22 protein-coding genes are annotated in these 24,526 nt (G+C 52.7%); 17 read left to right on the top strand and 5 right to left on the bottom strand.

What is annotated here, in order from left to right; all coding sequences use genetic code 11:
* Positions 1 to 4: 4 nt before the first annotated feature.
* Complete coding sequence (locus tag DZC79_RS13605; RefSeq protein ID WP_118952146.1) at positions 5 to 565, bottom strand: TetR/AcrR family transcriptional regulator; 561 nt, start codon at positions 563 to 565, stop codon at positions 5 to 7.
* 215 nt (positions 566 to 780) lie between these two features.
* Here DZC79_RS13605 and DZC79_RS13600 point away from each other — a divergent pair, with 215 nt between their 5' ends.
* The 4 genes from DZC79_RS13600 (at position 781) to DZC79_RS13585 (ending at position 6,113) form a co-directional block, all read left to right on the top strand.
* Positions 781 to 1,335, top strand: coding sequence for a hypothetical protein (locus DZC79_RS13600; RefSeq protein ID WP_118952145.1), 555 nt, complete (start codon positions 781 to 783; stop codon positions 1,333 to 1,335).
* A 98-nt stretch (positions 1,336 to 1,433) separates the two neighbouring features.
* Positions 1,434 to 2,252, top strand: a complete 819-nt coding sequence (locus tag DZC79_RS13595; protein WP_118952144.1) for a purine-nucleoside phosphorylase — start codon at positions 1,434 to 1,436, stop codon at positions 2,250 to 2,252.
* A 223-nt stretch (positions 2,253 to 2,475) separates the two neighbouring features.
* Positions 2,476 to 5,451 (top strand): ligand-binding sensor domain-containing protein, encoded by a 2,976-nt coding sequence (locus DZC79_RS13590; protein ID WP_198666891.1) that lies wholly within the window; start codon positions 2,476 to 2,478, stop codon positions 5,449 to 5,451.
* Between the two features lie 23 nt (positions 5,452 to 5,474).
* Entirely contained in the window at positions 5,475 to 6,113 is a 639-nt protein-coding gene (locus DZC79_RS13585; RefSeq protein ID WP_118952142.1) for a response regulator, read from the top strand.
* On the opposite strand, the gene rimM is transcribed toward DZC79_RS13585, so the two are convergent.
* Positions 6,114 to 6,629 (bottom strand): ribosome maturation factor RimM, encoded by a 516-nt coding sequence (gene rimM, locus DZC79_RS13580; RefSeq protein ID WP_118952141.1) that lies wholly within the window; start codon positions 6,627 to 6,629, stop codon positions 6,114 to 6,116.
* Between the two features lie 176 nt (positions 6,630 to 6,805).
* Between rimM and DZC79_RS13575 the strand changes: the two genes are divergently transcribed.
* Together DZC79_RS13575 and DZC79_RS13570 are read left to right on the top strand one after the other, a co-directional pair.
* Positions 6,806 to 9,076, top strand: coding sequence for a penicillin-binding protein 1A (locus DZC79_RS13575; RefSeq protein WP_118952140.1), 2,271 nt, complete (start codon positions 6,806 to 6,808; stop codon positions 9,074 to 9,076).
* 98 nt (positions 9,077 to 9,174) lie between these two features.
* Positions 9,175 to 9,819 carry a M949_RS01915 family surface polysaccharide biosynthesis protein gene (locus tag DZC79_RS13570; RefSeq protein WP_118952139.1) on the top strand — a complete coding sequence of 215 codons (645 nt, stop codon included), beginning with the start codon at positions 9,175 to 9,177 and terminating at the stop codon, positions 9,817 to 9,819.
* Between the two features lie 225 nt (positions 9,820 to 10,044).
* Here the strand turns inward: DZC79_RS13570 and DZC79_RS13565 are convergent, their stop codons facing one another.
* From DZC79_RS13565 to DZC79_RS13555, 3 genes are all read right to left on the bottom strand, one after another.
* Positions 10,045 to 10,761: a LolA-like protein gene (locus DZC79_RS13565; protein ID WP_118952138.1), complete on the bottom strand. Its 717-nt coding sequence runs from the start codon at positions 10,759 to 10,761 to the stop codon at positions 10,045 to 10,047.
* Between the two features lie 160 nt (positions 10,762 to 10,921).
* Positions 10,922 to 11,134 carry a hypothetical protein gene (locus tag DZC79_RS13560; RefSeq protein WP_118952137.1) on the bottom strand — a complete coding sequence of 71 codons (213 nt, stop codon included), beginning with the start codon at positions 11,132 to 11,134 and terminating at the stop codon, positions 10,922 to 10,924.
* Positions 11,135 to 11,225: 91 nt separating this feature from the next.
* Positions 11,226 to 12,239, bottom strand: coding sequence for an App1 family protein (locus tag DZC79_RS13555; RefSeq protein WP_118952136.1), 1,014 nt, complete (start codon positions 12,237 to 12,239; stop codon positions 11,226 to 11,228).
* A 26-nt stretch (positions 12,240 to 12,265) separates the two neighbouring features.
* Between DZC79_RS13555 and DZC79_RS13550 the strand changes: the two genes are divergently transcribed.
* The 11 genes from DZC79_RS13550 (at position 12,266) to DZC79_RS13500 (ending at position 24,509) form a co-directional block, all read left to right on the top strand.
* Complete coding sequence (locus DZC79_RS13550) at positions 12,266 to 13,144, top strand: diacylglycerol/lipid kinase family protein (protein ID WP_118952135.1); 879 nt, start codon at positions 12,266 to 12,268, stop codon at positions 13,142 to 13,144.
* Positions 13,145 to 13,346: 202 nt separating this feature from the next.
* Entirely contained in the window at positions 13,347 to 14,489 is a 1,143-nt protein-coding gene (locus tag DZC79_RS13545) for a glycosyltransferase family 87 protein (RefSeq protein ID WP_118952134.1), read from the top strand.
* A complete protein-coding gene (locus DZC79_RS13540) occupies positions 14,486 to 15,232 on the top strand; it encodes a glycosyltransferase family 2 protein (RefSeq protein ID WP_118952133.1) in 747 nt (248 codons plus the stop codon). The genes DZC79_RS13545 and DZC79_RS13540 overlap by 4 nt, the downstream gene beginning before the upstream one ends.
* Complete coding sequence (locus DZC79_RS13535) at positions 15,201 to 16,019, top strand: polysaccharide deacetylase family protein (RefSeq protein WP_118952132.1); 819 nt, start codon at positions 15,201 to 15,203, stop codon at positions 16,017 to 16,019. Before DZC79_RS13540 ends, DZC79_RS13535 begins: the two co-directional genes overlap by 32 nt.
* 53 nt (positions 16,020 to 16,072) lie before the next feature.
* The gene (locus DZC79_RS13530; protein ID WP_118952319.1) at positions 16,073 to 16,522 is read left to right on the top strand and encodes a CAP domain-containing protein; all 450 of its coding nucleotides are present in this window, start codon (positions 16,073 to 16,075) and stop codon (positions 16,520 to 16,522) included.
* A gap of 56 nt (positions 16,523 to 16,578) precedes the next feature.
* Positions 16,579 to 18,402 carry a M2 family metallopeptidase gene (locus DZC79_RS13525; protein ID WP_118952131.1) on the top strand — a complete coding sequence of 608 codons (1,824 nt, stop codon included), beginning with the start codon at positions 16,579 to 16,581 and terminating at the stop codon, positions 18,400 to 18,402.
* A gap of 642 nt (positions 18,403 to 19,044) precedes the next feature.
* Complete coding sequence (locus DZC79_RS13520; protein ID WP_118952130.1) at positions 19,045 to 19,632, top strand: TetR/AcrR family transcriptional regulator; 588 nt, start codon at positions 19,045 to 19,047, stop codon at positions 19,630 to 19,632.
* A gap of 37 nt (positions 19,633 to 19,669) precedes the next feature.
* A complete protein-coding gene (locus DZC79_RS13515) occupies positions 19,670 to 20,866 on the top strand; it encodes a thiolase family protein (protein ID WP_118952129.1) in 1,197 nt (398 codons plus the stop codon).
* A 4-nt stretch (positions 20,867 to 20,870) separates the two neighbouring features.
* A complete protein-coding gene (locus DZC79_RS13510; protein WP_118952128.1) occupies positions 20,871 to 22,052 on the top strand; it encodes an acetyl-CoA C-acyltransferase in 1,182 nt (393 codons plus the stop codon).
* 125 nt (positions 22,053 to 22,177) lie between these two features.
* Positions 22,178 to 22,930 (top strand): SDR family oxidoreductase, encoded by a 753-nt coding sequence (locus DZC79_RS13505; protein WP_118952318.1) that lies wholly within the window; start codon positions 22,178 to 22,180, stop codon positions 22,928 to 22,930.
* A 40-nt stretch (positions 22,931 to 22,970) separates the two neighbouring features.
* A complete protein-coding gene (locus DZC79_RS13500; RefSeq protein ID WP_118952127.1) occupies positions 22,971 to 24,509 on the top strand; it encodes a DHA2 family efflux MFS transporter permease subunit in 1,539 nt (512 codons plus the stop codon).
* Positions 24,510 to 24,526: the final 17 nt, after the last annotated feature.

Below are 24,526 nucleotides of genomic sequence, written 5' to 3'. Positions count from 1 at the left end.
TATATCATACACTGATAGCCTGCCACACCGCTTCATGGAACTTCTGCTTGGCGCCCTTCTTGTTCAGGTCCGTTTTGTGCGCCAGATGCAGCTTAATGATGGTGTTCATCGGTCCGTGGATCAGAGCTAACAAAACAGCGTCGGGAATGTTCCTGATAACACCCTGTTTTTTCCCCTCCCGCATCATTTTATAAATGGGCAGCAACAGGGTAAAATTTTCATCCTGGTTCTCCTTGAACAGGAAGGGGGCATAAGTATATTGTTCGATAAAGCTGAAGTTGTCTGGCTCTCCCAGGTAAAAATCAATGGCGAGATCGATCATCCTGAAAAAATTGGCCTGTACCGGCTTGCCGTCATCGTAACCTTCCAGCACTTTCAGGTTAAATTCATTGACGATCATTCCGTACAACGCATTGATCAGGTCCTCCTTACCTTTAAAGTAGAGGTAAATGGTGCCTGCGGCAACGCCGGCTTCCTGCGCTATCTTTTTCATGTTCAGGTGGTAGAATCCTTCGCGGTTGACCAGCTTCAAGACACTTTTGAGAATGGCCTGCTTTTTGTCCATGTAACAATATTAAGCAAAAAAATGAATGAACGTTCATTTTGATTAAAAAAGAGTAAGTTAGCACTTACCGGGCATTAACGCATCACTAACCGATCCCCTTTTTATCCTTCCGGAGAGGTGTGATGTGCATAACTTCTTAACGTTTCTTTTGATTTTTATAGGGACTTAAAATATTTTCGCTCCATCAACCCTTTCATCTTTTATACGCATCCATCATGAAGCCGCTCAATTTGCAGGAAGACCTTATCAGGGATTTCCAGGAACAGAAGAAGACCGTTAATGAACAGGTGACGCTGATCGACCCCATGGCTACGTCGTTGCGCAAGCCGGCTGCCAAACGTCTGTTCCATACAGGACTTATCGTATTTATGGAAATCCTGTGCTGGTTGCTGATGCTGGGCTGCATTGCCTTCGTGCTGTTTGCCGACAAGCTTTACCCTTTCTATTACCTCAGCCAGCTGCAGCACGATACTTCGCTGGGCGAACGCTATAAAACCGGCGACCTGCAAACCCTGTACTGGGCTGTGCGGGGCATGGGCATTGTCGTGGCCTTGCTCCTGCTGTTCATTGCCCGCATGCTGGCCACCATCCGGCTCAAGAACAGCATCCTGCACATTGCCGGCAAAAACATGAAGCTGCTGGTAGAGCAGCTGCTGAAGCGTAAGGCCGCCATGGAGAACATGGAGCAGAAATACCCGGCCGAGTTGCCGCAAAGCGACGATGCTATCGTGGTACCACTGCAGAAGCCCCATAATGATATCCTGCTTTAAGGCCAGCAATAAGAGCAAAAGGTTAATATTCGCCGTGCGGGGATTTCATATGGATTTAAAATTATCTTTGCAGCCATTTTTAAAAACCGCATCCTTCAATGTCCTTTGAACAAATACAGGAAACCGCTGCATTCATACAAAGTAAGATCAAACAAGCCCCCCTTGCGGGCATTATCCTGGGCAGCGGCCTGGGCGACCTCGCCAAGGTAGTGGAAGCTGAAGTGGAGATCCCTTATGCCGATATTCCCAATTTTCCCCACAGCACCGTTGAAGGCCATGCGGGCAAGCTGATCTTCGGTACGCTGAAAGGCAGGCAGGTTATGCTGATGGCCGGCAGGTTCCATTATTACGAGGGCTATACGATGCAGGAAGTGACCTTCCCCGTGAGAGTAATGAAGGCGCTGGGCGTGGAAACACTGGTCGTGTCCAACGCCGCAGGCGGTATGAACCCTGCGTTTAAAGTGGGAGACATCATGTTCATCCGCGACCACATCAATCAATTTCCCGAGCATCCCCTGCGCGGAAAGAACGACGACCGCCTGGGCACCCGCTTTCCCGACATGAGCGAGCCCTACAACCTGGGCCTGCTCGCCAAAGCAAAGGATATTGCCCGCAAGCTGGAGATCCCGGTGCACGAAGGCGTGTACATAGGACTGCAGGGACCTACCTTCGAAACCCGCGCCGAATACCACTGGCTGCATGTGATCGGCGGCGATGCCGTAGGCATGAGCACCGTGCCCGAAGTGATCGTGGCCATACATGGCGGTATGAAAGTGTTTGCTGCCAGCATCATTACTGACCTGGGCATACGCGATGAGCTCAATGTGATCACTCATGAAGAAGTGCTGCAAGCTGCCAATGCAGCCGCACCCAAGCTGGCGGCTATCGTGTCGGAGTTGATCAAGACCATTAATTAAGTCTATTCCTGAGCATACTGAAAGGAGCTGCCCGGTACCCCGGGCAGCTCCTTTTTTCTTCAGGCAAGCGGGAAGATGCTTTATATTGCTCATTCTGCTAAGAGAGGCTGGCAGGGTTGTTTAATTGATACAGCCTGCCGCGAAAGTTATTATCTTAGCTTCCGGCATGCTTTATTGTTTTACGAAAGGAATAAACAAGACAGGGTCGGGTATTCGTGTAGCGGTGACGATTGTTTCCGGCTTGCTGCTGTGCGTCGCACTGCGGGTATCGGCGAAAGCTGTGCTGTACGATGGCCGCGACGGGCTTAACGGCAACGACGTGATCGTGGTAGAGAAAGACAGCCGCGGCCTGATATGGATCGGTACACACAATGGACTGAATATTTTTGATGGCTATACCTTTACCCGTGTCAGCGGGCCCTTATCCAACCGGCATATTTCCTGCCTGGCGCTGGACGAGACCGGGCAGCAAATGCTGGTAGGGACCAATATCGGCCTGTTCGCAGTAAACCTGGCTACCTTAACCACCACTGCCATCCCAGCCCTTGAACCGACCGGCGCGGCATGGGCAGGGAAAAAAACCCACTATATTTTTGTCGACCGGAACAGCCACGCCGCCTACATATCGTTCGGTTCTGGCTACCTGGCCCGGCTCGATAGCCGCAACCGGCTGCAGCTGCTTTGCCGGATGCCCGACACCGCCCGCAGCATCGGCCAGATTGCTGCGATGAATGGCCAACTGCTGGTGAACAACGGGAACCTCTATCAGGTCGATCCGCAAAACGGCGATATCCGCGTACGCTCCGAGCTGAGCGGACAGGGCCCTTTTACCTATATCGCCTATACCCAAAATACCTTGCTGCTGAACAGCTATACCGGAAGGCTGTCGCTGCTCGATAGCCATACGCTGAGAAGCATGCTGCCTCCCGAATTGAAGAAGAAGATCGATGCGCTGCCCTATGGAATCATACAGGCGACAGTAAGGGACCAGCGGCTCTACCTGCTGTGCAACAACTATGCGTTCTTTGTGATCGACCTCCGCAGCGGTAAGATCAGCGAGCTGTCCAAAAAGTATCCCGATATCTTTGAAGGCAAAAATTATTATTCGCTCTTTGTCGATGAGCACAGCATTATCTGGGTCGCCACCAATAAAGGACTGATCAAGGTAGAGGACCATCCCGAGCGGTTCACCAAAGGGCTTTACAGCTTTCCCTACCGTGTAAGCACCCGCAAGATCATTGAAGACGACAACGGTGATCTCTATGTTTCGTCATACAATGGCATCTGGCATTATTCCCGGCAGAGCAGGGAATGGCGCAGCTATATGCGCAATTCCGATGCGGTGATCCAAAGTAACCCCAGGGCCTATCCCGGCCCGGTAACACCCCATACGCTATTTCCCGAAACGGAAAGCAACTATATCTACCTGGGCTTTGATTCTGAGCTGCTGCTCCGCTTCAACAAAAGGAAAAAGATATTTGAAACGCTCGACTACAGCGTTAACCTGAAGAACAACCCGGTCAAAGGCATTTTCGCCATTGTACAGGATAATAAGGGCCGGCTGTGGCTCGGCTGCGGCACCGGCCTTGCTACTTACGACCCCGTAGCGAACACGATGACACCGCACCAGAACGACGCTTTTGACATCGGCAGCAGGGTGCGTTATATTGCAACCAGCGATAACGAGGACCTGTTTTATGTTGGTACTGCGAATGGGCTGTTCATTGTCGATCCTGCCAGGGGGATAATGCACCAGCTGAACACAAAGACCAAACCGACGCTAAGCAACAATGACCTTCTTTTCGTCGGCCGCGACAAAGAGGGCTATCTCTGGCTCGGCACCAATGGCGGCGGCATCAATGTGGTATCGCCCGACCTGAAATCGGTACGGTACATACGCAGGCAGGACGGGCTCAGCAACGAGGTAGTATACGCCATACTGCCGCAGCAGAAAGACAGCAATATCCTTTGGATCAGCACTTTCAACGGGCTCGACCGCTACCGGAAAGACCGGCAGACCTTTTCCAACTACTTCGAAGAAGACGGCCTCAGCTCAAACGAGTTCAACCAAAACTCCTTTATGACCACAAGCACAGGCGAAATGTACTTCGGCAGCATCAATGGGATTACCTTTTTCGATCCGGCTGCCTTTGGCGAACCGGAACCCTTCCAAGTGTTTGCTTCGGGCATCTCGGGCTGGAACGAAAAAACGCAAAGCATCCAGCTGCTGCGCAACAGCAGCGCTACCGACAACACCATTGTAAAAAAGCCTTCCGACCTGCTGCTGGAGCTGCATTTCGGCTGCACCGATTACAGCGATCCCCAGCGCAGCACCTACAGCTACCGCATCAGGGAGCTATCGGACAACTGGGTTTCGCTCGACGACCGCCATACCCTCAACCTGGGCGGCATTCCTTATGGCAGCTATATGATCGATGTCAAAGCCATCAACCCGCGCGGGGTTTCATCGGCCAACGTGCTCACCTTCCGGGTGAAAGTGACGCAGCCTTTTTACAAGACCTGGTGGTTCTTTGCATTGCTGCTGCTGGGCCTGGCCCTGATCTTCTATTCGGCCTACCAGATCAAGTACCAGGGTTTCAAAAATATCCTGCACCTGCGCATGAAGATCGCCAGTAACCTGCACGACGAAGTAGGCAGCCTGCTCACAAGGATCACCATGTTTTCAGATAACCTGCGCTACAGCCGCAACACAGAAGAGCAACGCAATGCCAAGCTGGAGAAGATAGCCGAGCTGAGCCGTAATGCGGTAGCCTCCATGAGCGATGTGCTGTGGACCATAGATTCGCGGAACGACTTTGCCGGCAACCTGCTCGACCGGATGCGCGAGCATGCTGAGGAAATGCTCGTTTCTTTGGGAATAGATGTTAACTTTGTATTATCCGGCACCGATCTGAACCAGCCGATCTCGTCCGACACCCGCGGCGAGATTTACCTTATTTTCAAGGAGGCGGTGAATAATATTGCCAAGCACAGCAAAGCTACTCATGTGGCGATCACCTACCAGATCAGCGACCGCCAGTTCCTGCTGAAGATCGCCAACAACAGGGCCGGCAGCTTCAGCAACGAGCAATCTACCGGCCAGGGGCTAAGCAATATGCGCATGCGGGCCGCAAGAGTAGGCGCGAAAGTAACGGTGCATACCGGCGACGATCACTTTACCGTGGAGGTAAGCAATTGAACAGGGCTAAATTTACAGAATCAATGAGCAACAAGAAACTGAATATCGCGATCATCGAAGATGTGGAAGACATCCGGACCAACCTGAAGGAATACCTGGAAGGTATGGAAGATGTGGAAAGCGTGCTGGCCGTCGATAGCATGGAGGCCTTTTTTGCCCAGGGGAATATCAAGCATCCGCCCGATGTGGTGCTGAACGACATCGGCCTGCCGGGCATGAACGGCATCGAAGGCATCAAAATGATCCGCACCCTGTTTCCCGATACTGATATTATTATGCTGACGGTATTCAGCGACAGCGACAAGATATTCCAGTCTATCTGCGCCGGTGCTACCGGCTATGCGCTGAAAGGCACGCCCATGCCGGAGATCTATAAGGCGATCATGGAGATCAAAGCCGGAGGTAGCTATATGTCGCCATCCATTGCCCGGAAAGTGATGAACTACTTCATCCCCGAAAAGAAATACAAGACCGAAGGACTTACCCCCAAAGAGAAGCAGATCGTGGAAGCCCTCACTGAAGGGCTCAGCTACAAGCTGATCGCCGATAAGCTCAGCATGTCGATGGACACCGTACGCTTCCATATCAAGAATATCTACCGCAAGCTGCATGTGAACAGCAAAGCCGAAGTGATCAGCAAGGCCTACCGGGGAGAAATATAGCTACAGGTATACTTCCAGCAAACCATCGGGCAGATCGACCTCCACCACTTTACGGGCGGCATCGATGCCCACTATCGTGGCATCGACCAGGGGCACCATCACTTCCCTGCCCTTGTACTGTACCGTGGCCAGCACCTGCCCGGGCGTTTCAAACAGGTTGTCGATTGTGCCCAGTTCACCCGCTGTACGGTCCACGATGCGGAAACCGATCATATTCACCGACACCGCTTTTGGCTTGAGCCTGGCAAAAACGCTTTCTTCCAGGTACACCTGCTTGCCGTTCAGGGTACGCGCCTGCTCTACAGAATCGATCTCGTCGAGCTTCAGCAGCACTTCATTGGGCCCCATCACTTTACGCTCCTCGATAAAATAAGGAATATAGCTTTCGCGGCGCAGCTCGATAAAGATATGAGGCAGCTTGCTCCATATTTGCTTGTCGTCAAGCTGGTGATGCAGCACTACCCTGCCTTCCAGGCCGTGCGTACCTGTTATTTTCCCGATAGGACTATAGCTCATGTGATTCCGGTACTGTTTTAAGAGCGCAAAGATACTCTGCGTTATTTGTTAAAACTTCAGCCGGTGCTGATGCAGAAAGGCATTTTCCTTGTCATAATGGCTAAAAATTCCTTTTTTTACACCTGGAAAGCAGGCTATTGCTGCAATTGCCTGTCTTTTTGCTTTTATTTCTTGTTATGTCGAGGTCTGTTAAAATTATCTGGCGAATCTTCTTTGCAGGATTAGCTGTATTCATCCTCCTGATCACCGCTATAAGCCTGGGCTGGCTGGGCTATATGCCTTCCATGAAGGAGCTGGAGAATCCCGAGAGTTCTGTCGCCTCTGAAGTGTATGCCGCTGATGGCAGCCTTCTGGGTAAATATTATATCAAGAACCGGTCCAACTCAAAGTATTCCGAGATCTCTCCCAATGTATTCAATGCGCTTATTGCTACGGAAGATGAGCGGTTTGCAGATCATTCCGGCATCGACGGCGTGGCCGTGATGCGTGCGATCGCCTTTATGGGCAGCAAGGGCGGCGGCAGCACCATCACCCAGCAGCTGGCGCTGAACCTGTTTAACGACAACCGCGCGTCCAACAAGCTGGTGCGCGTGGTGCAGAAGCTGAAGGAATGGGTCGTGGCGGTAAAGCTGGAAAAGAACCTGACGAAAAACGAGATCATTACCCTGTACCTGAATACGGTACCCTTTGGCGACAATACCTACGGCATCAAAAATGCTGCGCTCACTTTTTTCAGCAAAACGCCGGACAAGCTGACTATCGAAGAAGCAGCAGTGCTGGTGGGCATGCTTAAAGGCAATACGATCTACAACCCACGGCGTAATCCCGAGAAGGCGCTGGGCCGCCGCAATACGGTGATCGACCAGATGGAAAAATACGGCTATATCGACGGCGCCACGGCCACAGAGGCCAAGCAAAAACCGCTGAAGCTTACCTATCAGCGCCTCGACAGCCACGAAGGCCCGGCGCCTTACTTCCGCCAGGTAGTAGAGCAGGAAGTGAAGAAGTGGTGTAAAGCGCATGAAAAGGACAACGGCGACAACTACGATATCTACAAGGACGGCCTGAAGATCTACACCTCCATTGATCCGCGCATGCAGCGCTATGCCGAAGAGGCCGTAGCCCAGCACATGAAAGACCTCCAGAGCGCCTTTGCCGCCCAGCCCCAGATCAAAAATGGTACGGTATGGCTGAAAGGGAAGCCCAAAGAGGCCCTCAAAAACCTGATCCAGCGCTCGGACCGCTACCTGGCGCTCAAAGATGAGGGCATGAGCGAGGCCGACATCATGAAGGAATTCAATAAGCCGGTGCGCATGCGGGTGTTTACCTGGGAAACCAAGGATCACATGAAAGATACCACCCTGTCGCCACTCGATTCGCTCAAGTATATGAGGGCTTTCCTGTCTGCCGGCTTTATGGCGATGGACCCTTATACCGGCGAAGTAAAGGCCTGGGTAGGCGGCATTGATCACGAATATTTCCAGTACGACCACGTTAATATCGGCACCAAACGCCAGGTGGGCTCTACAATCAAGCCCCTGCTGTATACCCTTGCGGTCGATAACGGCTATTCACCCTGCAGCTCGGTAAGCACCGCACCCCAGGTATTTGCCGGCCAATCCAAACCGTACAATGCGGGTGGCGCCAAGTATGGCAGCATGTCTATGAAATCGGCTCTGGCCCTTTCTGTCAACAATGCTTCACTGTACCTGCTTAACCAGGTCAGCATCAGCTCCTTTATTGACTTCGCACACAAATGCGGCATCAGCAGCAATATCGAGCAGGTGCCTTCTATAGCGCTGGGCGTATCGGATATTTCCCTGTTTGAAATGCTGTGGGCCTATACTATGTTCCCCAACAGGGGCATCAATACGCAACCGGTTTTCCTGACCAAGATAGAAGACAAAAACGGCAACCCGCTGGAAAGCTTTGTTCCTGTGCAGAGAGAAATCATCAATGCACAGACCGCTTACAAAATGGTGCTGATGATGAAAGGCGTTACCGAGATCGGTACGGCAAAAAGGCTGCGTTACCGTTATGGCCTTAGCGGCGAAATGGCCGGTAAAACCGGTACGACCAACAACCAGGCGGATGCATGGTTCATCGGTTATACACCGCAGCTTCTGGCAGGCGCCTGGGTAGGCTGTGACGACCGCTTCCTGCGTTTCAGCAGCACCGGCCAGGGTCAGGGTGCCGCTGCAGCGCTGCCGATATGGGCTTACTTCTTCAAGAAAGTGCTGGCCGATAATAAGACAGGTATTACCTCTGCGGCCAAGTTCCAGGAGCCGGCAGATTTCAACAATTGTGGCGACCTCGGCGCAACAGGAGGGCAATATTATGACGACGGCGCCGGCGGCGGCGTAGACAGCGCCGGGAACCCGGTCAACCCGGGTATGGATACTGCCGAACCCGTAGAAGAGATTCCGACCACTGAGTGGGACAAATAAGCATGCAAATTCTGATCTGACAATATAAAGAGCTGTTACCAGGCAGGTAGCAGCTCTTCTTGTAAAAAGTTGCCCTATTTACCTAAAAAAAACATAACATGAAAACGTTCTCATTATTCCTGGGACTGCTGCTGAGCGTTATTGCCCATATCGCTGCTCAGGAGGTAACCCCGTCCCGGATATGGAGCGCCAAAGAAGTGGCCGACCTGCTAGGCGATTCCTATGAGGGCATGCCGGTATATCGCGTATACGAGTATAGCGACAAAGGCGGTGTATGGAATATCGTCCTGTGCGAGAACAAGGCAACAATAAAGGACAAGGATACCGCTAATACTGCGCTGAAAGCCACATGCCTCATCAACGACCATGGCGGTTACCTCGACAAATGGAATATTAAAGATGCAGTAGCAGATAAGGCAGCCGGAGACCTGCTGCCCGAGCATCATATCTGGTTCTGGACCAAATACAGCAGCTTTACCGACTTCGATGGTGATGGCTATGTTGATCCGTTGATCGTGTATGGTACCGCCTCGGAAGATAATCCGGTTCAGCGGGTGAAGCTGATACTGGTATACCGGGGCAAAAAATATGCGATCAGGGCGATAGAATGTGTGCTGGACGATTGCCGGCACCTGCAATACGACGCTGCATTCAAGACCCTGCCCGCTATTGTGCGCCAGAAGATTGAAGCGGTGATGCAACGGATGCGTAAGGAGCAGGATATTATCCTCCACGAGGGTTAAGCAAGAAGTCAAGTTTTTAAAAACTTGACTTCTTGCTTAATTTCTACCTTTTAGATACCGGCAATAGACCTTGAGCTGAAGGAAGTCTATGCTGAATTCAATGATAGCTCATTATCGGTATTGAAACAGCCTTAATACAAGACATCCTATTTCCGGGTATCGACCGGAAGCAAAAGGCCGCCCGCAATGATTGCAGGCGGCCTTTTGCTTTTCATCAAGCTTCGTTTATTCCGGCACTTTGAAATAGCTTTCGTCCTTGATCGTATTGAGCTCCACCTTGCTCACGGTAAGCGAGCCCGACATTCCGGCTTCTTCCTTCATCGGCAGCACGATACCCTCCGGCAGTTTGGTGTGGTTGCTGAAGTTGGAAACCACTTCCATGCTCTGTCCCATCATTTCCGTTTTTTCTACCGCCCGCACCAGATACCAGGTCGTGGCATCGACATAATAGGAATGCTCCTCTTTCTCGGCATCGGTTACCTTCAGCTTGTAGGCAGGCTTGCCATCAATATCCTCTTTACCGGCCAGCTCGATCTTATACTTTTTTGCATCGGCATCCATCAGCTTATCCTGGAAATCGAGGTGCTGGGCAGCATCCTTCAACTGCTCCTGGGGCATAGCCTGGGGCTTGGTCTGGCCCTGGATCGGCATAAAGGACCATCCGCCTGTAGGCGTAATGATGAAATAATTGCTCACGCCACCAATAACGAGATCCTGGCGCAGACCTTTGCCCTTCAGCACAGCAATAATCATATCGATTTCTGAACCATTCATGTTGGCCTTGCCTTCTTTTTTCATCGAAGTGATCTTGGCCCAGTTGGCGGTGCCGCCTATAGCCTCATTGTGCTTTTTTACGATTTCTTTTACATCCTGCGCCTGCGCTGTGGAAAATACAGTAAGGGAAAGCATTCCGGCAAACAGGATCCTGGTTGTTTGTTTCATAGCATTTTTATAAATGAGCCACTAAAATACAGGTTTCGGGGCTAAATCACGGGGATGATCCGTTAATAATTGTAAATCCATCCTTTCCGGCTACAAACCAAAAGGCAATATATCACAAAAGCCATCCCTAACGGATGGCTTTTGTTTCATAAATACTGTGCTATTCAATATAACATTGGTAGGTCGTACCCAGGGAGGATTGTTTCTGGTTGCAATCGTCTTCGGCACTGTTCCTGGTCTTGGCCCTCACGGAGTACCGGTAGGTTTCCACACCGTTCAGCTTGCATACGCAATCGTAATCCTTGTTGCAGGAAGTGAACAGGAATCCTCCAATAACTGTAGCAGCCAGTGCAATAAGCATCTTCTTTTTCATATGGCGTTGTTTTTGTCGGCTATAGCATACCAACAGGAGGAAAATCTTTTTGTTCCCGGGTCAAAGCCTAAAGTAATGCCAACTTCTGCTCTCAGGATTCGCCATGGGCTGGCAACAGACCGATAGCCCTGCCGTGATCAATGGCTTCGGAGCTGTGTACAAACAGGCAGGAATGAATGCCCGACGGCAGGCCGGCGAGCAGGTTGCGGGCAGTTTCTGCGCGGGAAGCCCGCACATTACGGATATACACCGCGTGGATCTGCTGCGGATGCTTCTCTGCGATCGCCTTGTACAGGAAAGGGTCCTGCTGCGAATTATCGCCCAGCAGCACGAACTGCTGCCGCGGGAAAGCCTGCAGGATACGCGAGATACGGATCAGCTTACCGGAATGACCTGTTTTCCCGCTTTTCAGCAGCTCGAACCATCGCTTGATCTGGTTCAGCAAAAAGATACCGGGCGGCAGGTTGTTGTAGCGGAACACCCGCCCGAGATAGTCGTACAGGTTCCACTCACTGCTTGATACGTAAAAGAGCGGATTGGGCATTGCCGCATCGGTATGCGCCAGCGAGAGCAGCTTATAGTGATTTGCGGTTTCCAGGAAGATCTTCCTGCGCTCGGGATTACGCGCCAGCAGCTCGTATAGCCGCCGGAACACCGTAGCCGAGTAGGATTTCATAATGGTATCGTCGATATCGGAAATAAAAGCGAACTGTGTGACATGCGGCACCCATAGCCGGCCCTCGGCAGGAGTATCCGCCGTGCCATCTTCAGCGATGCTGCTTACGGTAAAAGGATGCCAGCCTGCCGCCAGCGTATACGCCGAAGCCCACTCAAAGCGAAAGAAGCCATCATATTCGCTGTGCCCTTCCAGCACCTGGCCATAACATTGCAGCCGTAGCCGGACATAAGGGACGGGCTTGACAAAGAACAGCCGGAGCAGCTGCACCAGGTTCAGCAGGAGGCTGTTCCGGAAGCTCCTGAACCGGTAAGGCTCCTTATGGAAAACGTGTCCGTACACCACCAGGCTGCCGGTATGCCCGTAGCCCTGGTAAACTTTTATAAATGGTTTTCGTTGTAGGTTAAGCCCCGAATGGTGTCGCCTCATAGATCCAACCGATTTTCAGCAATCCGATGAACAGCATAACATCCGAATTAAAATTATTGTTTGTGATCAATCCCGGCTCGGGTAAGCATACCGTCAATTTTGAAATCCTTATTGAAGACTTCTTCAAAGACTACCCCACCGTTTCTGCAGGACTCCACCTGCTAGACGACAGTGGCGAGTGCGATACGCTAAAAGAAATATTGCTGACCACCCGTCCCGACCGCGTTGTAGCAGTAGGTGGCGACGGCACCATCAAGCTGCTGGCCGAAATGCTGATCGGGACCGGTATTCCCCTGGGCATTGTACCCGCCGGTTCGGCCAATGGCATGGCCAAGGAGCTGCAGATCCCACTGGAACCGGAGGCAGCGTTACGGCTGGTGATGGAGGGCCGGCCCCATCGCATTCACCTGGTACGCGTCAACGGCGAACTGTGTATCCACCTCAGCGATATCGGCTTCAATGCCTATGTGGTCAAAACCTTCGACACCCTGCCTCAGCGCGGCATGCTGGGCTATGCCAGGGCCGCCTGGAAAGTGCTGTGGCGGCATTCCCGCATGAAAGCCGTATTCAGCATCAACAACCGCACCGTAGAACGCGAAGCCGTTATGGTCGTGATCGCCAATGCCACCAGCTATGGCACCGGTATCCGCATCAACCCCGAAGGCCGGCTCAACGACGACCTGTTTGAAGTAGTGATCGTGCGCAGGATCTCCCTGGTCGAGATCCTTAAAATGGGCTTTACCCGGCTGCCCTTCAACCCGCGCAAGACGGAGCTCTTCCAGACCCGTTCGCTGCTGATCCGCTCAACGCGCAAAGCCCATTTCCAGGTCGACGGCGAATACCGGGGCAAGGTCAATGAGCTGCGCGCCGAGCTGCTGCCGGACGCACTCTCTGTCATCTATTGAAACTACCGCAGCGATAAGATCCGGGCCTTGAAAATATTCTGCACTTCCCGCGCCGGATGTCCCGGGGCGGGTTATCTTTGCACACTGGCCGGAACGGGTAATGGCAATATTATAGCCCCCGGACCGTTTTGGTTAGGTAATCCGGTAATTCCCTGAACCTGAAGCGCCGGAGAACTTGTTCCGATTGGCATTTGAACCGCATATGAACCCTGTAAGTAAATTTAAGTCCCTGTTGCTCAACAGCAGGACAATTGCCTTTTTATACCTCGCCATCACCGTGGTATCCTGTGTGCAATTGATCCTGATCGATCAGAACAACAACTTTTACATCTTCCGGTCGTCCAGCTATCACCTGCTCAAAGGTATGCCTCTGTATGTGGCCTACCCCAAGGAGTATTTCGACTTTTTTTACTACAATCCTGTATTCCCGGTACTCTTTATGCCCTTTGCCCTGCTGCCCCTCTATGTGGGCCTGGTCGTGTGGCTTTGTACGATCTCCGTCTGCTGCTATTTCATTTTCAAAAAAATACCCCTGCCCGAAAATAAAGTAAAAGCCTTCCTGCTCCTGTTGCTCTTCGACCTGCACAACAACCTGGATCATACGCAAACCAATCCTTTCGTCCTTTCCTTCATGTTGCTTGTATGGATACTGATGGAAAAAGAAAAGCTGTTCTGGGCATCTATGTTCATCGTGCTCTGCTTTCTCATCAAAGGCTATGGGGGTATTATCTGCCTGCTTTGTCTATACTACCGCAACTGGTATAAAATGATATTCTACGGCATTTTCTGGATGATCGCCTTCCATCTGCTGCTGCTGCTTTTTGTGTCTCCGCATACGGCAATACAATATTACAGCGACTGGCTGCAGGTCATCTCCGGCGATGGTATCAAGGAAAGCTACTCCATCTACGGCGTATTGAAGAACCTCGATGAAGTGTTGCCCGAGCAGTTCATTCTGGTCAGCGCATTACTCATCCTTGCCGTGTTTATGGTTATGCAGTTCTTCAAACGGCAAAAGGAGAAAAGCCATATCGTAGCCTTCCTGCTGATCTGGGTCATTGTATTCAACCGGGCCTCCGAATCCGCCACCTATATCATTGCTATTGCCGGCTGTGCCATCTGGTATCTCAGCAGGCCGCCTAATAAAATATCGTCGATCCTGTTCTGGACCACTATGCTGGTGGCGACCCTTATCCCTACCGACATCTCCAGGGCCTTCGACGATTTCCGCTACCACTATTACCTCAAATGCGTGCTTAGTTTGTTCATTATGGCCGACATCCTCATCTATACCGCAGGTTCGCTCCGTAAGCAAGGCATCGCTGCTAAACCTGTCAGCCTATGATGCTGGATCTCGTTATACCCTTTTACAATCCCAAACAAGGCTGGGAGCAGAAGTTCGTTCGCAAGTTCACCAGGCTTATCGACGAGCATTTCGGCGGCAACCGGAACCTGATCCATGTGATCGTGGTCAACGACGGATCCCGCCAGCGTTTCAGCGAGACCGAGATGGCTTACCTGCGCGCGCATATCCCTCATGTCGAGATCATCTGCTATCCCGACAACAGGGGCAAGGGCCATGCCCTCCGCACCGGCGTAGCCGCAGCCCGAACCAGCTATTGCATCTATTCCGACAACGATTTCCCTTTTGGCCTCGATATTATCAGCACCATGTACCAGGCCCTGCAGGAAGGCGTAGATATCGTGACCGGCCGCCGTACCCGCGGCAACTATTTCAGCCATCTGCCGCTCAAGCGCAAGATCGTATCGAAAGGTCTGGCCTTTGTCAACCGCTTCCTCTTGCGTCTGCCCGTAAGCGATACCCAGGCCGGCATCAAAGGCTTCAACCAGCTGGGAAAGACCCTGTTCCTGCAAACGACCACCGACCGTTTCCTTTTCGATATGGAATTCATCCTGCTGGCCGGGCGTATTACCGATATCCGCATCCGCGAGATCGATGTCAATATTGTAGCAGGCACCGAGATGACCAACTTCAGCCGCAAGATCATGCAGCAGGAATTCCGCAACCTCATCCGTATCCTCCTAAAGAAGAAAAATGGGAAACAATCCAGGAAAGATATTATTTAGCGTCGACCTGGAGGAATTCGATATTCCCGAAGAGTACGGCCGGCAATTGTCTCTGCAAACCAAGCTGGAAGTCAGCTACCAGGGCATGCAGCTGCTCGAGGCGCTGATGGAAAAATACCAGGTGCGAAGCACCTTATTCACCACCGCCTTCTGGGCGCAGCACTATCCCGATTATGTACGGCGACTCTCTGAAAGGCATGAGATCGCTTCGCATACCTTTTACCATAATCGTTTCGAGACCGCCGACCTGGCCCGGTCCCGGCAGGTGCTGTCCGCCATTACCGGCAAGGAGATCGCCGGCCTGCGCATGCCCCTGATGCAGGATATCGATGCAGCAGCCGTAGCGGCCGCAGGCTACAGCTACGACTCTTCCCTGCACCCTACCTGGCTGCCCGGCCGCTATAATCACCTGAGGGCCAGCCGTACACTCTATTCGCGCGACAACCTCTGGATACTTCCCGCCAGCGTAACGCCCCTGCTGCGTCTGCCCGTATTCTGGCTGATGCTCAAGAATGCGCCTGTAAGCCTGTACAAAATGATGTGCCGCCGCATAATGGCCAGAGACGGCTATATCGTGCTCTACGTGCATCCCTGGGAATTCACCGATCTCAGCGGTTATCCCCTTCCCGCGCTCATCAAACGGAACGATGGGAAAAAGCTGCTTGACAGGCTGGAAGCCCTTTTTGCCTACTTCAGCAAAGCCGGCTGTACTTTCGATACCCATAGCGACCTCGTCAGAAATAAGGCAGGCCTGCCGGAAGCCGGCCAGATCAGAAACGAATACTGATCCGCCATTAAACCTATCCCCTTTTACCTTGTTTAAGAAGAAAAGAAAAGATGATGTCCCGTAGATTGTTTTCCCTTGTCCTGCTCCTTGGCCTAACCCTGTTTGCGGCGCCCCACGTATTCGCCGGCTCCCTGGTCGACGACATCTTGCGCTATACCAACGAATTTCGGGCGTCCAAAGGCAAGCCCCCTCTGAAGCTGAACAGCGAAGCCAGCGACCAGGCCGAAGAGCATAGCCGCGATATGGCCAGGGGCCGTACCGGCTTCGGTCATGAAGGCTTTAACGATCGCGTCGGCGCTGTATCGAAGCAGATCGGCCGGGTGGCAGCGGCGGCTGAAAACGTGGCCTATGGCGACATGGACGCACGCCAGGTGGTCGACGGATGGATTAAAAGCAAAGGTCACCGGAAAAACATGTTGGGCAATTACGACCTTATCGGCATCGGTGTGGCCAAAGGCAAAGGCGGACGGCTTTATTTTACCCAGCTCTTCCTCAAACGATAGCACACGCAGCATTTGATTATATTTGGTGAGCGGATCGTAAACCATCCGCTTTTCCGATGAAAAAAACATTCCTCTACCTTGCCGCCTGTGCAGCTCTGCTCGCCGGCGCCTGTGGCGGCGATAAAAGCGCCGGGGGCAGCAGCGACGCGCAAAAGGACGCTCAGGCTTTTATCGACAGCTATACGCAAAAATATGTGGCCCTGTACACCAGCGCTTCCGAAGCTCACTGGAAGGCCAATATCGAGATCAAACCCGGCGACAGCATCAATGCCCTGGCCGAGCAAAAGGCTGATGAAGCTACAGCCGAATTTACCGGCAGCGCGGCCAATATCGAACAGGCAAAGAAATTCCTGGCGATCAAAGACCAGCTTACGCCCATACAGGTAAAGCAGCTGGAGCATATCCTGTATTTCGCCGCCAATAATCCGCAGACTATCGCCGATGTGGTGAAACAACGCATTAAAGCAGAAAGCGATCAGACGCAAAAGCTGTACGGCTACCAGTACCTGCTGGAGGGTAAAAAAGTTTCGACCAACGAGATCGACGATATCCTTAAATCTGCGACCGACCTCAACAAGCGCCTCGCCGCCTGGAATGCCAGCAAAGAAGTAGGCAAGACCCTGAAAAGCGGCCTGGTCAACCTCCGCGAGCTGCGCAACAAGACCGTGCAGGCACTGGGCTACAAAGATTTCTTTGCCTACCAGGTATCCGATTATGGCATGAACGCCGATGAGATGATGCAGACCATGGATAAGCTGATGGCCGATCTGTGGCCCCTGTACCGCGAGCTGCATACCTATATGCGTTATGAGCTGGCCCGAAAATACAGCGTAAAAGAAGTGCCCGATTATATTCCCGCGCACTGGCTCAGCAACCGCTGGGGACAGGATTGGAGCGCGATCGTCAACGTGAAGGGCATTAACCTCGACAGCGTGCTGGGCAAGAAAACGCCCGAATGGATCGTGAAAGAAGGAGAAAAATTGTATGTAAGCCTGGGCTTCCCGGCGCTGCCTCAATCTTTCTGGGACAAATCCAGCCTGTATCCTTACCCTGCCGATTCTGCGGTAAAAAAGAACAACCATGCCTCGGCCTGGCATATGAACCTCGATAAGGACGTGCGCAGCCTGATGAGCGTGGAGCCGAATGCCGAATGGTTCGAGACTGCCAACCATGAGCTGGGACACATCTACTATTACCTGTCCTACAGTAATCCCAAAGTGCCGATGCTGCTGCGCGAAGGCGCCAACAGGGCCTATCACGAAGCTGTTGGCAGCATGATGGGATTGGCGGCCATGCAAAAGCCTTACCTTGTGGGCCGCGGGCTTATTGATGCCGGTGTACAGACTGACAGTGTACAATCGCTGCTGAAAGAAGCCATGAATACCGTTGTGTTCATTTTCTTCTGCTCCGGTACCATGAGCAATTTTGAAAAAGAGCTGTACAGCAATAACCTTCCTCCCGACCAGTTCAATAAGCGCTGGTGGGCGCTGGCCAAAAAATACCAGGGTATTGTACCACCTGCCGAACGTGGTGAAGCGTATTGTGATGCTGCCACCAAGACACATATCAACGACGATCCTGCACAGTACTATGACTATGCGTTATCTTATGTGATCCTGTACCAGTTGCATAATCATATTGCTAAAAACATCCTGAAGCAGGCCCCACAGGCGACCAATTATTATGGCAACAAGGAGATCGGCAGCTTCCTGAAGACCATACTGGAAAACGGCTCGGCCAAAGACTGGCGCGAAGTGCTGAAGGCCTCCACCGGCGACGACCTAAATGGCAAAGCCATGCTGGATTACTTCCAGCCGCTGGTCTCCTGGCTGAAGCAGCAGAATACCGGCCGCAAGTACAGCCTGCCTGAGCAGCTCTGAGCAATAGTTCCGCACGGTAGCTTTTTATTTTTCTCACGAAGGCACAAAGACACAAGTTTAGCTTTTCTCGCAGCGGCGCTGCGCCGCTGCGAGAAAAGTCACAGTGAAAAAATTTAGTGTCTCTGTGAGCAATATTGTATACTGCAGCACTCCCTTTTGTCATACTGAGGTCTGCGCAGCAACAGAAGTATCTCAAGCCACTAACAAGCATTGGGAATGCTTCGTTTCGCATGCTACGCAAGTTCCATTCAGCATGACAAAGGGAATGTTATAAAAAACCACCACAACACCTTTGCGCTGCCGCGAGAAAAAGTCACAGTGAAAAAATTTTAGTGTCTCTGTGAGCAATATTGTATACTGCAACACTCCCTTTTGTCATACTGAAGCCTGCGCAGCAACCGAAGTATCTCAAGCCATTAATAAGCATTGGGGATACTTCATTCCGCATGCTGCGCAAGTTCCATTCAGCATGACAAAGGGAATGTTATAAAAAAAAGCTACCGCAGCGGCGTTACGCCGCTGGGAGAAAAAGTACACAGTGAGAGAAAGGTTATCGAGCCGCTCAATAGCGCTATGCAAATATTATTTTGCAAATAATACCGATTGGTATAATTTTGTCCCGTCAATCAGTAGCAACCCATCATGACCAAGGCTGAAAAAACAAAACAGTATATCATTGCACAAACTGCGTCCCTTTTCAACAAAAAAGGGTTCGCCGGTACCTCGCTGCAGGATATTACCCATGCCACCGGTCTTACCAAAGGCAGCATCTACGGCAACTTCGGCGGTAAAGATGAAGTAGCCCTTGCCGTGTTCGACTATAATATCAGCAAGGTGCGCACTATTCTGCGCACGGAAGTAGCGAAGCAGCAAACCATTAAAGGCAAGCTGATGGCCTATGCCGACGTCTATACACATTTCCAGAAATTTCCCTTTCCCGAAGGCGGCTGTCCTATGCTGAATACGGCGATAGAAGCCGACGATACGCATCCGCAGCTAAAGCAGAAAGCCAGGGAAGCCATTATGAGCTGGAAGAAAAGCATTGTTACCCTGATTGAAAAAGGGATACAAAGCGGCGAGATCGCAAAAGAAGTAAACCCAGAGCAGGTGGCTTTAACCATAATGGCTACTATCGAGGGGATGATCATGATCGCTAACCTGACCGGGAAACCCGAATACCGGAAGGCGATTATGAAATCCGTTACCCAAATGATCGAAGACTTGTTCTGATTTTTTTTATTTAAAAATATACCGATCGGTATAAAATATGAAAGCAGCCTACATCACCGGTTACCAACGCAGCCCGGTAGGGAAATATGGCGGCAAGCTCAGCGGCATACGACCCGACGACCTGGCGGCCTATACCCTGGAAGCTTTGCTGCAACGCCATCCCGGCATAGAACCAGCAGCAATAGACGAGATCATTTTCGGTTGCGCCAACCAGGCCGGCGAAGACAACCGCAACATTGCCCGCTTTGCTGCGCTGCGTGCCGGTTTGCCGGTAAGCGTTCCGGCTTACACCGTCAACCGGCTCTGTGCTTCCGGCATGCAATCGGTGATCAATGCCTTTACCCAGATCGGCACGGGCCTGGCCGACCTGGTGATCGCCGGTGGCGTGGAAAGCATGAGCCGTGCCCCATTGGTCGTTTCCAAAGCGACAAAGCCTTTCGACCGTAACCAGCAAATGGCTGAGACTACATTGGGTGCACGTTTCTACAACCCGGAGCTCGTAAAGACCTACTCCCCGTTCAGCATGGGCGAGACTGCGGAACGAGTTGCTGAACGTTGGGCTATTGGACGGGAAGCGCAGGACCGCTATGCCCTGCAGTCGCACCAGCGTTACCTGACCGCCTGGCAGGAAGGAAAATTTGCAGACGAGCTGATCGCCGTTCCCGGTGTAGAGGAAACAGCCGGTATACCCGGGGATGAAGCCGTACGCCCCGATACCTCTATGGAAAAGCTCAGTGCCCTGCGTACAGCCTTCCGTGCCGACGGCACCGTGACGGCGGGTAATGCCGGCGGGATCAACGATGGCGCCAGCGCGATGATGGTCGCGTCTGAAGAAGTCCTGGGGCGCTTTTCCCTGCGCCCATTGGCCCGTATCGTCTCCGCCGCTGCTGCCGGCGTACATCCCGACATTATGGGAACCGGTCCCATACCTGCTGTCCGCAAGCTGCTGCAGCAAACCAGCCTGACCATCGGCGATATCGACCTGTTCGAGATCAATGAAGCCTTTGCTGCACAAGTGCTCTGCTGCATGCAAGAGCTGGACATTCCGGAAGCCAAGCTAAATGTGAATGGCGGTGCCATCGCTATCGGCCATCCGCTCGGTTGCTCGGGCAACCGCATTACAGGGCACCTGGCCCTGGAGCTGCAACGGCGCAAAGCCCGTTACGGTATTGCCGCCATGTGCATCGGCGTAGGACAGGGCACCGCTATACTTATCGAAAACATTTCCCTCTGATCTTATGAAAGAAGTATTCATCGTTTCCGCCAAACGTACGCCCATCGGGGGCCTCATGGGCAGCCTTTCTTCCTTTAAAGCGACCGAGCTGGGTGCCATCGCCATAGAAGCCGCCTATACCGCGGCCGGCATAGACCCTGCACTGATCGACGAAAGCTATATGGGCAATGTACTCTCAGCCGGACTTGGCCAAGCCCCGGCACGCCAGGCTGCTATCTTTGCAGGCATTCCCGCGACCCAAGACAGCACAACCGTCAACAAGGTATGCTCCTCCGGCATGAAAGCCACTATGATCGCCGCACAGCAGATACAGCTGGACCTGTCGCAGCTGGTGATCAGCGGCGGCATGGAAAGCATGAGCAATACCCCGCACTACCTGCCTTTGCGCAAAGGCCAGAAATACGGCGACGCCACGCTCACCGACGGCATGATCCGCGACGGTCTCTGGGATGCTTACCACGACTACCATATGGGCAATGCTGCCGAGCTCGCGGCACGACACTTTAAGCTGAGCCGGGAAGCACAGGACGCCTATGCGCTGGCTTCCTACGAAAAAGCCGCGAAGGCCACCAGGGAAGGTAAGTTCACCCGCGAGATCGTGCCGGTAACCTTTCACGGGAAGCAAGGCGATACGATCATCGACCGTGATGAAGATGTAGACAAGGTGATCCCGGGAAAAATGAGCAAACTGACGCCCTCCTTTGAGACGGGCGGTACCATTACCGCAGCCAATGCCAGCAACCTTAACGATGGTGCAGCTGCGCTGCTCCTGGCCTCCGGCGAGGTCGCGCAGGCACGCGGGCTGAAGCCGCTGGCGCGTATCTTATCTTTTGCCGACGCGGCCCAGGAACCGGAATGGTTTACCACCTCGCCTTCCATAGCGATACCCAAAGCACTGAAACGCGCCGGTCTGCAGCTGAACGATATCGATTACCTGGAGATCAATGAAGCATACGCAGCGGTAATCCTGGCCAACCAGCAGCTGCTGGGACTGGATCCCGATAAGGTTAATGTTTATGGCGGCGCCGTAGCCCTCGGCCATCCGATAGGCGCTTCAGGCGCGCGCATCCTCACTACCCTTATTTCCGTGCTGCAGCAGGAAGGTGGCAGGTATGGCGTGGCAGCTATCTGCAATGGCGGCGGCGGAGCTTCTGCTATGGTGATCGAAAACCTGCATCACCGGTAAGATGCCATTCCCTGCCATACAGATGTCCATTTGCCTCAGTGGGCAAAATAAAGAAAAGGAAATATCCTTGCAGCGACACTGCGGGAAATAACAATTATTATTCATCATTTAAAATCAAAACGAAAATGAGAACAAGCGGCAATACGGTATTGATTACCGGCGGCAGCGCAGGCATAGGCCTGGAGATCGCCCGCGCCCTGATCGGACAAGGAAATGAAGTGATTATCACCGGCAGGAACGAAGAACGCCTGAAACAGGCAGCCGGCCAGCTGGGCAAAGTAACGACCATCGTTAACGACATCGCAAAGGCAGAAGATATACAGGCTTTGGCACAGCGTATGGAACAAGAATTCCCTGCGCTGAACCTGGTGATCAACAATGCGGGCCATGCTTATGCTTATCCATTGAACGATAAGGCAGACGCGGCCCGGAAGGCGAAGGCTGAAATGCAGACCAATTATTTCTCCGTACTGGACCTGAACGAACGCCTGCTGCCATTGCTATCGCGCCAACCCGAAGCCGCCATCGTCAATGTAACGTCTATCGTGGCTTTTGTGCCCGGTGTAAATATCCCCACCTATTCCGATACCAAGGCTGCACTGCATTCCTACACGCAAAGCTTGCGCTTTACGCTGAGCCAGACAAGCGCCATAAAAGTATTCGAGCTGATGCCGCCCCTGGTGAACACCGAATTTTCCAAAGAAATCGGCGGAGAGCAAGGGATACCGCCGCAGGCTGTAGCAGATGCCTTGATGACGGCCCTGGCTGCAGACGAGTATGAGATCCGTGTAGGCGCTACCGAACAGATCTACCAGCTGCTCCATGCCGATCCTCAGGGTGCTTTTGCGGCCGTGAATGCCAGTCGCGCCAATGCCTGATCTTTTTTAAAACCTAAAAATATACCGATCGGTATAATAAATGCAGAAGCAAGTTTTGTTGGTCACAGTCATCCTGGCGGCCATGATGGAGCTCATCGATACTTCAATCGTGAATGTTGCCTTATCGCACATGAGCGGTAATCTGGGCGCCACGCTGGAAGATACTTCCTGGGTGATCACCTCTTACGCGATCGCCAACGTGATCATCATACCCATCACCAGCTTCCTGGCTGTAAAGCTGGGCCGCCGCAACTATTATATCGGGTCGATACTGGCATTTACCTTATGCTCTTTCCTGTGCGGACAGGCTACCAACATCTGGATGCTGGTAGCCTTCCGTTTCCTGCAGGGCCTGGGTGGCGGGGCTTTGCTCTCGGTATCCCAGGCCATCGTATTCGAGCTGTTCCCCAGGGAAAAGCAGAACGTTGCCAGCGCCTTGTTCGGCATCGGTGTCTTCGTAGGACCGACCATAGGCCCTACCCTGGGCGGCTATATTACCGAGTATTATTCCTGGCCCTGGATCTTTTATATCAATGTGCCGCTGGGGCTTTTGGTGGCCGGCTCCTGCTTCCTCCTGCTGCATGAGCCGCTGATACGGCAGAAAGCGGGGAAGGTAGACTGGACGGGCATCCTGCTGCTGGCTATCGGCATCAGCGCATTGCAAACGGTATTGGAACGCGGCGAAACGGAAGACTGGTTTGAAACGCCTTATATCGTCGGGTTGAGCGTCGTTGCCACCATCGGCCTGGTCCTGTTTATCTGGTGGGAGCTGCGCACAGAGAAGCCTGTGGTCAACCTGCGGGTGCTCAAAAGCAGGAACCTTGCGATCGCCGCCGTGCTCACCTTCATTTCCGGGGTAGGTATGTTCAGTTCCGTGTTCCTCACACCGGTTTTTGCACAGCGGCTGCTGGGCTTCACCCCTACGCAGACCGGCCTGTTGCTGCTGCCGGGGGCCTGTATTGCCATAGCCGGGCTGATCCTTTCGGCAAGGCTGCTGCAGAGAGGCGTTGCGCCGGCCTACATGATCGCTACAGGCATTCTTCTTTTTGCCTTGTTCAGCTGGCAGATGTCCCGGATGAACGGTGATGCCTCGGCGCCCTTGCTCACCACAGCGCTGGTCTGGCGCGGCCTGGGGCTGGCCATCGTTACGGTACCGCTTACTACGCTGGCCGTATCGACGCTGCCACCGGCAGATATGCCGCAGGGCGCTGCGCTCAACAATATGATGCGGCAGCTCGGCGGCTCCTTCGGCCTGGCCCTGGTCAATACTTACCTGGCTAATCGCAATGCTGTGCACCGTTCAGACCTCGTATCTCATTTTACCCCGGACAACATGCTGGCGACCGGGCGCCTGCAGCAGATGACCCGGTATTTTATGAGCAAAGGAGCCGCCTGGAACGAAGCCAGGCAGGAAGCGCTTAAAGCGATAGACTCCAGCATCGGACGGCAATCAAGCTTATTGAGTTTTAGCGATGCTTACCTTGTGATCGGCAGTGTGTTCCTGATTGCCTTACCTTTACTGCTGCTTGCCGCAAAAAGAAAGCAGGCGAAGCCCGCAGTGGTCTTATCGGATCATTAGCCAAAGGCGCTATATTT

Origin of the sequence: Taibaiella helva, from assembly GCF_003545695.1 — a bacterium.
In the GTDB taxonomy this organism is placed as follows: domain Bacteria; phylum Bacteroidota; class Bacteroidia; order Chitinophagales; family Chitinophagaceae; genus Taibaiella; species Taibaiella helva.
This window is presented reverse-complemented; position numbering and strand designations above follow the sequence as displayed.